We start from the raw sequence: 11,290 nt of genomic DNA, 5'->3' as shown, positions 1-11,290 counted from the left end.
GGTGTTGGCGGCGATCCGCGCGGTGGCGGGAACGGCGGGCGCGCTGCTCATCGTGAAGAACTACACCGGCGACCGGCTCAACTTCGGGCTCGCGGCGGAGCTGGCGCGGGCGGAGGGCATCCCGACGGAGGTCGTCGTGGTGGCGGACGACGTGGCGTTGCGCGACACGGTGGAGCCCGCGCGGCGGCGGGGCATCGCGGGCGTGGTGCTGGTGCACAAGGTGGCGGGCGCGGCGGCGGCGGCGGGTGCGTCGCTGGCGGAGGTGGCGCGCGAGGCGACGGAGGCGGCCCAGGCGCTGGGCAGCATGGGAGTGGCGTTGGGGCCATGCACGGTGCCGGCGGCGGGCCGGCCGGGCTTCACACTGGGCGAGGGCGAGGTGGAGCTGGGGTTGGGCATCCACGGCGAGCAGGGGGTGCGCCGCGTCGCGCACCAGCGCGCGGACGCGCTGGTGGACACGCTGCTGTCGACCATCGTGGAGGACCGGAACATCGGGAAGGGTGAGCGCGTGGCGCTGATGGTCAACGGCCTGGGGGGCACGCCGCCCATGGAGCTGGCCATCATGACGCGTCGGGCGCTGGCGTTCCTGGCGGAGCGGGGCGTGAAGGTGGAGCGGGCGTGGCAGGGCACGTTCCTGTCCGCGCTGGAGATGCCGGGGTGTTCGCTCACGCTGCTGAAGGTGGACGACGCGCGGCTGGCGCGGCTGGACGCGGCCACCGAGGCGCCGGCGTGGCCGGGCAAGGGCACGCTGGTCGCGCAGCGCCGGGTGGTGTCCACGCGCGATGCGCTGCCCACCATCAAGGGACACCCGAAGCCGCAGCCGCAGATGGAGCGGGTGAAGGCGGGCGCGCTGGCGGTGGCGGACGCGTGGGACGCGGCCGAGGCGAGGCTGACGGAGCTGGACAGCGCGGCGGGGGACGGAGACCTGGGCTTGAGCCTGGTGCGGGGTGCGGAAGCCATCCGTGCGTTGCCGGAAGGCGCGTGGGGCACGCCGTCCGGGGCGCTGATGGAGCTGGGGCAGGCGCTGCGCAGGAGCATCGGCGGCAGCTCCGGACCGTTCTACGCGACCGCGCTCATGCGGGCCTCACGCCACCTGACGAACAAGGTGCCGGACGCGGCGGACTGGGCCAAGGCGTTCCAGGTGGCCGTCGAGTCGGTGTCGGAGCTGGGCGGCGCGCGGCCCGGGGACCGGACCATGGTGGACGCGCTGCACCCGGCGGCGGAGGCGCTGGTGCGCGCCGTGCGCGAGGGGAAGTCGCTAAGCTCCGCATGGGCGGAGGCGACGCTCGCGGCGGAGCAGGGCGCGGAGGCGACGGCGAGCATGACGGCGCGGCTGGGGCGCGCGAGCTACCTGGGCGAGCGCGCGAAGGGGATTCCCGACGCGGGCGCGGCGGCGGTCGTCATCTGGATGAAGGCGCTGGGGTGACCCATGAAATGTCAGAAGTGTTCCAATCCCAAGAAGGAGGCCATCTCGGCGGAGATCAAGCTGTGCGTCACGCATTACGTCGATGAGTACGTCAAGCCGCGCCAGCAGGGCCTGCCTGCCAACCAGCACTTCTCCCGGTTGGGCGACAAGCAGTACGAGGCCGGCCAGTTGCTCGCGCAGAAGCTTCAGGGCACGGCCGCTCCCCTCCAGGCGAACGTCCAGCAGAACGCCGACCTCTTCTGGTGGGGCCCGGGATTCGACAAGGTCGCGCAGGCGAACGAGTTCGGAACATGCGTGGCCTTCTGTGCCTGGGGAAACCAGCTCATCATCGCCACCAACGATGACAGCACCTTCGACCCGACGATGCGGATGGAGAAGCTCACCAGGATCGCCGGCGCCGTGTCGGCCAGCCAGGACCTGGTCACCTCGCCCACCTCGTTCATCTTCCTGAACCAGGTGGCCGTCGTGGAGTACCAGTGGGGCCCTGGCGGGACGCTCCAGGTCGTGGTGGGCGGAGGGCCAGCCTTCGCCTGCGACCACCGGAACACCGTCCACGCGGAGATGCGCATCCTGGAGTACCTGCACCAGGCGAACGCAGGCAATGCCAGGGCGGATGTCTACATCGCCATCAGCAAGCCCTGTTGCGTGAAGTGCGAGGCGGTCATGGCCGCGTACAACGCGTGGAACGTGGGCGTGGTGACGGCCGCGCGTCAGGGCAACCTGACGGGGATCTTCGGGCAGTGGAAGATCCCCGCCGCCCTGAAGCCTCTCACCCAGACCATTCCGTATTGGAGGGCGCTCAAGAACGCCAATATGTGATGCCCGTGCCGCAGGGGCGTGGGCTACGGGTTCTGGCAGATGGATGGAGGAAGGTGGAGGACAGGATGCCTCCGAGGATGACCACCCCCATGGGGGCCTGGATTTCGTTGCCCGCCTCGTTCCCCGCGATTACGAGCGGCACCAGGGCCAGACCCGCGCACAGCGCCGTCATCAGCACCGGCGCCAGTCGCTCCAACGAGCCCTGCATTCGTGGGTGCCCTGGTGGCGGTGCCCCTGCTTGGGGAAAGACCGCGGCCCCTGGATCTGGTCGCGGGTGGGCTGATGGCCACGGGCGTCATGCTGCTGCTGCGCGAGCGGCATGGCCATGCGCACACGCATGTGCCCCTGGAACACGAACACGTCCATGTCCACGACGCCCACCACCAACCCTGCCCCGGACCTTCGGATGAGCCCTGGGGCTGGGGCCGCATCAGAGAGCGGTCGTCATGGCGGTCAGGAGCCCCGGAGATCCTCTGCCCCCGACTCACAAGGACGAAGCCATGCGACTCCGCGCCTGCGCCGCGCTCATCCTCTTCATCTCGGCATGCGCTACGCCGACACCGTCTCCCAGCGCGCGGGGAATTCGGAGCCAGAGAGTTGCCAACCTCCAGCGCGCGGTGGCGCTGCCCTGGAGGGACGATGGGCAGTGCGTTGTCCGCGAGGCGTCCCAGCCTTGGGCCGTGCTGATTGAGCGGTGCTATCAGGCCCTCGACCATGACCGGATCAAGTTCCACGACACTGCGGGAAGATGCGCGGTCGCCTCCGTTGGCGCTGGTGCCATGGGAGTCGGGTTCTGCATTCTGGTGGCTCCTGAGATCGTTGTGGGAGCCGTGATCGTGCTTGGCGTGGTGGTGGTCGCCGTCGCCATCAAGGAAGAACTGGATGCATATGATCTACGCCACTCCTACCCCGAGGAGGCAGGGACCTCACAAGGAACGAAGGTGGCATCCCGGGAAGCTGAAGCCCAACACAAGCCCAAGCTGAAGCCCGAGCCAGTGGGGCTGGACTGGCAGCCCCCGGTACCACCTGGGCCCGTGGACCGGACGCGCCGCGCCAGTTGCGAGCCCATTCCAGTGCCTCACGCGGGCGAGGACGACCCGCATAATGAATGTGCCGACAAATTCCCACCCAACCGCTATCCCGGAATGGATGTGCTTGTTGGCGGCGTGCGCTTCGATGCGTTGCAAGTTGGCGTGCGCGTGCTGTGGGAGATCAAGACCCATCGATTCGACTCGTACAATGACTTCATCCGGAGGCAGGAGATTGCGAAGGAGTTGGAGCAAATAGAAAGGGAGCAAGACGCAGCGGCGGCATGCGGATATGGCTACGTGATCGGGGTGAGCACCCAAGCCCACAAAGACGCGCTGTTGCGAGCGAACCGATTCCTCAACGTCGTCGTCACAGGATGCAAACGATGACCACTCAGAAACGCCTCGATCTGACCGTGTACGCGCCAGTACTCGTGGCCAATGATGGCCGCACACTCGCTGTCGTCCGTGGCATGGAACGGGCGCTGCCCGGCTTGCGCCTGAATTGGGAAGTGGGCAAGGGAGGGCGCCCCATCGAGTTACCGCAACGCGACGATTGGCTCGTTGAAGCGACACCACGCGGAAAGCTCCCACTCCTGTGCAACGGCGACGAGAGCTACCCCGTGACGGTTTCGGGAAGGGGGAGGTCGGGACGTCTCGGACCGGGCGGTCAGCCGCTGCTCGACGTCCAAGCGGAGTTGCCGCTAGATGCGGCCGTTATCGCGGCAGCGGGGGAGATGCTGGAGCGAGTAGCGGAGGGCGCTTGCGCATTCTGGGGGCATGCGACGCCGGATGACGCTGCGCTGGACATCGCGTATCAGACAGCCCCCACGCTGGAAGGGCCGCCGTCCCCACGTCGGGGACTGCCGGCCCTCAAGCTCCTCGAACAGATCCGCGCACCAGAGATCCCCTATTTCCTTGGGTGGCTGAACTACTGGTCAGCCGCTGCCGCGCAGACCATTGGATTCCCGGATCCGACCCGCGACGCTGAACTGCTCTCGCGAGCGCGTCGCACGGAGTCGGGCGGGTGGGTCGTGCAGCTCACCGACGCGCCGCTCGATCTGGAGAACCCCGCCCATTTGGATGCACTCAAGCGCGCCTACCAACGCTTTCCGGAGGTCGGAGGACGGGCGGCGCCTTGACGCAATCAAGGGGCTTGGGACGCAGCTCGGACTGAGGGAAAGAGCGGCACTGCGCGAGCATCCGTGATGCCAACCCCCTTCAGGTATGTCGGGAAACTGTCCTCAGAGGGAGGGCGGATGACCCCTCCGAGGGGGCCGGCTTACGGGACTTTGCTGAAGCGGGTTGGCGTGCCCATGTGGGAGGTCACGCATCCTTGCTCCAACCCTTCAGATTGGCCCTTGCGCTGGCGCTGGCATGGGGAGCCGCGGCGCACGCCGAGCCATCACCTGGGGAAGGTGACCGACTTCATCCCGACGACTCCTGGGCCGGCAGGGCGCGCTGTGCCGGACGTCGAGCCGGGAGCAGGTCGATGAGCGACTGGGCTTCCTCCCAGCCCACGCTGGGCAGCACGACGTACGAGCCCGCCACGTCGATTCTCACGTGCCCGATGCCGTAGCCGCGCTCCAGGGGCCCCTGCCGCGCGCGGACGGACTGGATGCGCGAGCGCTGCACCACCGTCGTGCGCCGCCTCCAGAAACCCTGGCGCACCACCACCAGCGCGTCCGTGATGAGCCAGCCCTGGAAGCGCCAGTCGAACCACGCGGCCAGGAGCTGCGCGGGCAGCAGGCCCCACGCGAGCGCGCCCCACGCGCCCCAGAACCACGTCGCGGGCGCGGCCACGAGCACGCTCAGGCCCACCGCGCGGATCCGTGCCCGCAGGAGCGCCTTCGGGTGCGCGGGCTTGAGGGGCAGGGCGTCAATGGCGTCGGGCAGCTCCGGTACGAACTCACGCAGCAGGCCGGGCATGCTCGCGGTGGACACCACGGGCACCAGCAGCTCCGCGCGCTCCGTGGCCTCCTTGCCGGCCCGGACACCCGCGGTCTCCACCTCCACCGAGCCGAAGCCCAGCGTGCGTCGCAACAGCGGCTCATCCAGCACCACCTGCTGGATGCGCGCCCGCCGCACCGTCACCTGTCGGCGCGTGATGAGCCCTCCCACCGCGCGCAGGTGCGTGCCGGTGTCCACCAGCCGGAAGCCGTGGAAGCGCAGCACCGCGCGGACCCCACTCACCAGCCACAGGCCGAACAGCCCCGCGAGCGCCGCCACCGTCGCGGCCAGCCACCCCATTCCGGGGGCCGCCACCGCTTCCCAGTGCGCTTCCATCCACGGCAGCAACAGCTTGTGGAAGGTCTCGGTGATTTCATGCAGCGCGCCCATCACCACCGCGAGCACGCCCAACCCCAGCGCCGTGGCGCCGTAGAGCAGCAGCGCTCCCAGCCGGGCCTCGGAGAGCACCCGCTCGCCCTGGACCGCTTCGCCCGGAAGGACCGCCGCCGCCGGACCTTCGCCGCGCACCGCCTGGAGCGCCTGGATCAACGCCTGCGCGTCCTCCGGTGTCAGGCCTCGCAGGTGGCCGTCCGCCTTGCCCCCGGAGGCCGTCTCCACCTTCACCTCCACCAACCCGAGCAACTTCGACACGAAGGGCTGGAGCACCTCCGTGTTCTGCACCCGCGCCGCCTCGATGAAGCGCGAGGTGCGCGTGAAGATGCCGGAGCGGATCTCCAACTGACGGCCGTCCACTCGGTAGCTCAGCGTGGCCACCTCGTAGAGCCCGGCGGCGAGCAGCAACAGCGCCAGCGTCCCCACGATGATCCAGAGGACCCAGGGCAGGCCGCGCTCGCCCGCGAAGTACGTGGGCAGCAGCGCGCCCAGCAGCATGCGCCCCACCGTCGACGTGAGGGGCACCAACGCCGCGAGCGGGGCCTTCGCGCTCAGCCGCTTCCAGGGAACTTCGTTGGTGACAGGCAGGGCCTCCGCGGAGACGGGCACGGACACGGGCTCAGACGACATCGTCCGCCTCGCGCCGCACCAGCTTCTCGCGCAGGGCATCCGCCGTCTCCCGGGCGAGCCCGGGAATCTCTCCGTCCGCGCCGCTGCCCGCGGCGGTGAAGATCTGCAGGCGCGCCAGCCCCAGCGACCGTTCGATGGGGCCCTGGTGGACGTCCACGTGCTGGATGCGGCCCGCGGGGATGGACACCACCTGGTGCAGCAGCACGCCGTGGGAGATGACCAGGTCGTGCTCGCGCAGCGCCCAGCCCCACCGCTCATGCGCGCGCTGCGGATACCACGCGGTCAGCACGCTCAGGCCCAGCACCACCGCGCACGGCAGCAGGAAGGGCCAGTGCTCCACGCCCGAGTACGACAGCGCCAGCGCCACGCCGAACGCCACGGCCCCATACATCCCAAGCCGGAGCAGCGCCCGGATGCGGAACAACGTCAGGGCTCCGCGAGGGAGGCGTTCCAGCGTCGGCAGGGGAGCGGTCATGGGCGATTCCTCCGGGAACGCCCCGAATGTATCCCCAATCCGGCCCCTCCCGCTGGAACTTGCCTGTCACGCGGGAGCGGACGCGGCTTCGGATTCCGCCACGAGCACCCGGTGGAGTTCTTCCACCGTGACGGTGAGGATCACCGTGTCGCTCACCGAATGGACCAGTCGGGTGGGCACGTCGACCCGCCCCGCGTGGAAGTAGTTCCAGTAGACGCCCAGCTGATCAGAACTCTCCGAATCCAACTTCACCTGGAGCCCTTCGACCTTCCAGCTCTGGTCATCAATCGTCAGCGTCTCCACGGTCCCCAGCTTCTGACCGTCCGCCGCGACGACCGTACGGCCCTGGACGACGCTCTCTGAAAATCGCATGTGCCGGTTCCTCCCCCATTCATAAGGATGGGGATGCCGCGAGCGCTCCGCCGCTGTTCTCGCGGATTCGCACCGGAGGCAGTGCCGCCTGCTCGCCCTGCGGGGCCTGCGCGATCCGGATGAGCTTCAGGCGGGAGAGCAGGCGCATCACCTGCCAGGTGGGATCCAGCTCGAAGCGCTTCGCCGCGAAGTCGGGGCTCGCCGGGCGGGCGTGGTGGTTGTTCTGGAACAGCTCCCCCATGCACAGCACGTCCATGGGCAGCGTGTTGCGCGACGCATCGCGGGTCTTGAAGTTGCGGTAGCCGTAGCGGTGTCCGCACCAGTTGACGATGGCGCCGTGCACCGGCCCCATCACGAAGTGCATGGGCAGCAGCGCCCAGTGCCACTTGCGCGTCGCGAAGCGCTTGTAGAACAGCGTGTAGAGCGCGCCAAAGGCGACGCGTGTGGTCCATTGGTTGAAGAGGCGGTCCACGGCGGGCCACTCGGGATGGCCCCCGAGGAAGCGTGGCTCGGCGGCGATGCGGCCGGTGAGCAGGCCCGCGTAGCGGCGCGCCGTGTGGAGCATCATGCGCAGCGGATTCTCGTGGTGCGCGGGCGAGTGCGGGTCGCGCTCGGTGTCCGCGAAGGCATGGTGTTCGCGGTGCATGATGGCGTAGGCGCGCGGGTCCAGGTAGCTGGAGCCCTGCACCAGGGCGGTCGACAGGTGCAGCGCCCGCTCGGTGCGCGGCCCCATCGTGTACATGCGGTGCGCGGCGTAGCGGTGCTGGAAGAGGCTCTGGAAGAGTACGCTCAGCGACCAGTGGGAGGCGAAGGCGAATGGAATCATGAGAGGACAACGCCCCCTCATGTCAGCGCCCTGTCAGGCCAGGCCCGAAACACATCCCTCCGTACCGCCTTGCGCCGCGGCCCTGCCTACCGCGCACCGGGTTGGAACGGCCGGGCGTCCCACGGCAGCTCCAGGGTGAAGGTCGTTCCGGTGGTGGCATCGCTCGTGACGACGACCCTTCCGCCGTGCGCCTGGGCGCATCCCCACACCAGCGTCAATCCCAGTCCCCAGCCCCTGGCGGGCCCCTGCTGCGCGGACCGGGTCCGGCTGAAAGGACGGAAGATGCTCTCCCGGTCGTCGCGCGGAATCACGGGGCCGGTGTTGTGCACGGAGGCCCGTGCCCCGACGTCGGTGCGGGAGACCGTGAAGGTGATGGGCTGGTCGGCCGCTCCGTACTTGAAGGCATTGCTCCCCAGGTTCCACAGGGCGCGGCGCAGCTCGTTCGCGCTCCAGATGCCTCGCACACGTTCCTGGGTCTCAAGGACGAAGCGGTCCCCATGGAGGGTGTTCAACTCCTCGACGACCTCCCGGGCGACCCCTCCGAGGTCGCACTCGTCGAGCCGCAGGGGAATCCGCTCGCCCGCCCGGATGCGGTTCGCGTCGAGCAGGTCCCGGACCATCTGGTCCGTGCGCTCGATGTTCCGGTCGATCTTCATCGCCAGATCGCGCCGCTCGCTCAGCTTCTCCGGGAAGCGCATCAGCATCTGGGCGCTCATCTTCGCCGCCGCGAGCGGGCCGCGCAGATCGTGCGCCAGGACGGAGACGAACCGCTCACGCAGGTGCCGCTCGGCCTCGAGCTCCTCGAGCTTCTCCTTCAGGTCCGCATACAGCTTGGCGTTGTCCAGGTGGATGCTCAGGTGCTGGCCCAGGGACTGGAGCCGCGTCTTCTCCCGGATGGTGAACTCCCGGATCTCGGAGACGCCCACGTACAGGACCCCCATCAGCGCGTGGTGGGGAGGAAGCCGGACACCGAGCACGGCGTGGATGCCGCTGTTGCGGAGCGTGTCGCTCACGTCCAGCATCGTAGTCCTGGCATCCGGGAGCGTGCTGGTCTCCTCTCCCCCGGCCGCGACCGTTCCCGGGAAGGACGCAGGGTCCAGCGAGACGGCGTAGTGCTCGAAGGCCTCATCCGCGGCTCCCGCGGAGGCCGCGGTCACGAGCTTCTGGCTCGCCGGCTCGTACAGGAGCAGGGCCACGCTCTGGGCCCCCATCGCTTCGAGGATCAGCTCGAGGACCTCCTTCAGACGGTCTCGCAGGGTCGCCCCGTCCGAGGCCAGCGCCTCGCTGGCCACCTGCTGGAGCAGGCGCAGGTAGCGTTTCTCCGTCTGCTCATCTTCCAGCAAGTGCTTGCTGAAGAGATCCGTCACGGCCGTCGAGGCCGCATGCAGTTCGGTGAAGAGCCGCTCGACATCCTGGACATCAGGTTGTTGGCCGAGCGGAGCGTTGCTCCACATCCGGGTGATGCACCGTCCCAGGAGGGCGAATTCCTCGACGACCTCCGCCACGTGGAATCCCTGGCGAAGCCGCGCGGACACGTGGCTTTCGACGTACTTCTGCTGGTCGCTGATGCCAGCCCCCGGCGTCTCATGCATGTCGGCAAGAGCGGTCAGGTACGTCGGCATGATGTTCCTGAACTCGGGCCCCCCCAGGCCTCGGGCCGACGCGGTCCGGTTCGCTTCCTCCGTCCACTGCCGGATGATCTCGGTGTGATGACTCCGGATGATGTCCGCCACGCTCGCCATTGCGCATCCTCTGGCACCCACCGGGCCAGGAAGCGCGCTAGCACTGCGGGAAGGGATGCGCGAGCGGGGCGGCGGAGTAGTTCGTCGAACTGTGCACTTAAGACAAAAGTGACGGTCGAGCGCAGTCAGTGCAAGGGCTTGATTGCTGGCGACGGTCTGGTCGCCTGTCAGGGGTTCGTGGCCTTGCGGTGGGGTGCTCAGCCTCTCCGAGCCCCTCCAGGCTCCGCGGCTGGTGGGGCCTCCACGTCGATGCCGTCGCGGCGCAGCTCGTCTTCCTGGGCGAGCTGCGCCTGCGTTCCCGGAGGCAGCGTGTACCAGCCGGGATCGCCTTCGCCGTCCAGCCGGGCGCGCACCTTGAGCAGGGTGAACATGCCGCCCATGGTGATCTCGTCGTAGGGCCCCTTGCCGCCCACCATGGCGATCGAGTTCGAGGGCACCGGCATGTGGTGCATGCCGCCCATGTCCCCCATGCCCGTCTGGCCCATGGTCATGTAGCCGGGCAGCAGCGGGCGCACCTTCGCGTCCAGGCCGCCGGGCTTCACGCCGATGAGGTTGGGCAGGTCGTGGCCCATCTGGTTCATCACGTGGTGGGTCATGTGGCAGTGCATGGCCCAGTCGCCGGGCTCGTCCGCGACGAACTCGATGGTGCGCGTGCTGCCGGTGGGCACCAGCACCGTCGTCTCCGGCCACTGCGCGCTGTCGGGGATGCGGCCTCCGTCCGTTTCGGTGATGCGGAACTGGTAGCCGTGCAGGTGGATGGGGTGGTGGTCCATCGCGCTCAGGTTGCCGAAGCGGATGCGCACGCGCTCGCCCTGGCGCACGACGAGCGGCTCCGTGCCGGGGAACGCCTTCGCGTTCATCGTCAGGATGTTGAAGTCCGTCATCTCGTTGGGATCCGGGCGGTTCGTGCCCGGGTCGATGCGCCACTCGTGCAGCATGATGGCGAAGTCGCGGTCCACGCGCGGGCCCACCGGCTTGCGCGGGTGGATGACGAACATCCCCACCATGCCCAGGGCCATCTGCGTCATCTCGTCGTGGTGCGAGTGATACATGCCCGTGCCCGACTGCCGCACCGTGAACTCGTAGCGGTAGGTCTCTCCCGGGGCGATGGCCTTCTGGTTCAGGCCGCCCACGCCGTCCATGCCGTTGGGCAGGAGGATGCCGTGCCAGTGCACGGTGGTGTGCGCGGGCAGCCGGTTGGTGACGTAGAAGCGGACGCGGTCGCCCTCCACCACCTCGATGGTGGGCCCGTGCACCTGGCCGTTGTAGCCCCAGCAGGTGGCCTTGAGGCCGGGCGCGAATTCATGCTCCACCTCCTGCGCCACCAGGTGGAACACCTTCACGCCGCCCACGTCCTTCCATGGCAGCTTCGTGCCGTTGGGGATCACGATGGGCAGGTAGTCGCGTCCCGCCCTTCCGGGAGGCAGGTGCGTCTGCCGGGCGCTGCGGCCTCCCGTGGCCGCCGCGGAGTTCTCGCGCGGAGCCTTCGCGCCGGGCACGTCCGACTGCGCCCGGGCATCGCGGCCGTGCATCAGCAGGGCCCCGGTCGCCAACGTGGCGCCCGTGCGTGCCAGGAGGCTGCGGCGGGTGAGGGCGGGGGCCTGGGACTCCGTGTCCTCGGGCGCCCGGGGG

Annotated in this window: 11 protein-coding genes; 4 read left to right on the top strand and 7 right to left on the bottom strand. The window is 69.1% G+C overall.

From position 1 onward, the window contains the following. Together dhaL and D7Y13_RS30175 are read left to right on the top strand one after the other, a co-directional pair. On the top strand, window positions 1-1,423 hold a 1,423-nt coding region (gene dhaL / locus D7Y13_RS30180), incomplete at its 5' end, for a dihydroxyacetone kinase subunit DhaL (protein ID WP_120630850.1). Window positions 1,424-1,426: 3 nt separating this feature from the next. Next, complete coding sequence (locus tag D7Y13_RS30175; protein WP_120582504.1) at window positions 1,427-2,242, top strand: nucleic acid/nucleotide deaminase domain-containing protein; 816 nt, start codon at window positions 1,427-1,429, stop codon at window positions 2,240-2,242. Here D7Y13_RS30175 and D7Y13_RS30170 read toward each other — a convergent pair. After that, window positions 2,223-2,414 carry an efflux RND transporter permease subunit gene (locus D7Y13_RS30170; protein WP_233595321.1) on the bottom strand — a complete coding sequence of 64 codons (192 nt, stop codon included), beginning with the start codon at window positions 2,412-2,414 and terminating at the stop codon, window positions 2,223-2,225. The two genes, D7Y13_RS30175 and D7Y13_RS30170, sit on opposite strands and share 20 nt — an antisense overlap. Before the next feature lie 328 nt (window positions 2,415-2,742). Here D7Y13_RS30170 and D7Y13_RS30160 point away from each other — a divergent pair, with 328 nt between their 5' ends. Together D7Y13_RS30160 and D7Y13_RS30155 are read left to right on the top strand one after the other, a co-directional pair. Further along, window positions 2,743-3,660, top strand: coding sequence for a DUF6310 domain-containing protein (locus D7Y13_RS30160; RefSeq protein WP_120582506.1), 918 nt, complete (start codon window positions 2,743-2,745; stop codon window positions 3,658-3,660). Further along, window positions 3,657-4,412, top strand: coding sequence for a DUF5953 family protein (locus D7Y13_RS30155; protein ID WP_120582507.1), 756 nt, complete (start codon window positions 3,657-3,659; stop codon window positions 4,410-4,412). Before D7Y13_RS30160 ends, D7Y13_RS30155 begins: the two co-directional genes overlap by 4 nt. 286 nt (window positions 4,413-4,698) lie before the next feature. Here the strand turns inward: D7Y13_RS30155 and D7Y13_RS30150 are convergent, their stop codons facing one another. The 6 genes from D7Y13_RS30150 to D7Y13_RS30125 form a co-directional block, all read right to left on the bottom strand. Beyond that, entirely contained in the window at window positions 4,699-6,243 is a 1,545-nt protein-coding gene (locus D7Y13_RS30150) for a PH domain-containing protein (protein ID WP_158620286.1), read from the bottom strand. Continuing rightward, complete coding sequence (locus D7Y13_RS30145) at window positions 6,233-6,718, bottom strand: PH domain-containing protein (protein ID WP_120533886.1); 486 nt, start codon at window positions 6,716-6,718, stop codon at window positions 6,233-6,235. The genes D7Y13_RS30150 and D7Y13_RS30145 overlap by 11 nt, the downstream gene beginning before the upstream one ends. Window positions 6,719-6,784: 66 nt before the next feature. Beyond that, a complete protein-coding gene (locus tag D7Y13_RS30140) occupies window positions 6,785-7,090 on the bottom strand; it encodes a PRC-barrel domain-containing protein (protein WP_120582509.1) in 306 nt (101 codons plus the stop codon). Between the two features lie 19 nt (window positions 7,091-7,109). Further along, window positions 7,110-7,916, bottom strand: a complete 807-nt coding sequence (locus D7Y13_RS30135) for an acyl-CoA desaturase (protein ID WP_120582510.1) — start codon at window positions 7,914-7,916, stop codon at window positions 7,110-7,112. A gap of 86 nt (window positions 7,917-8,002) precedes the next feature. After that, window positions 8,003-9,658, bottom strand: coding sequence for an ATP-binding protein (locus tag D7Y13_RS30130; protein ID WP_120533889.1), 1,656 nt, complete (start codon window positions 9,656-9,658; stop codon window positions 8,003-8,005). 197 nt (window positions 9,659-9,855) lie between these two features. After that, a partial coding sequence (locus D7Y13_RS30125; RefSeq protein WP_341870447.1) for a multicopper oxidase family protein occupies window positions 9,856-11,290 on the bottom strand: 1,435 nt, incomplete at its 5' end.

This window comes from Corallococcus praedator (assembly GCF_003612125.1).
Taxonomy (GTDB): Bacteria; Myxococcota; Myxococcia; order Myxococcales; family Myxococcaceae; genus Corallococcus; species Corallococcus praedator.
This window is presented reverse-complemented; position numbering and strand designations above follow the sequence as displayed.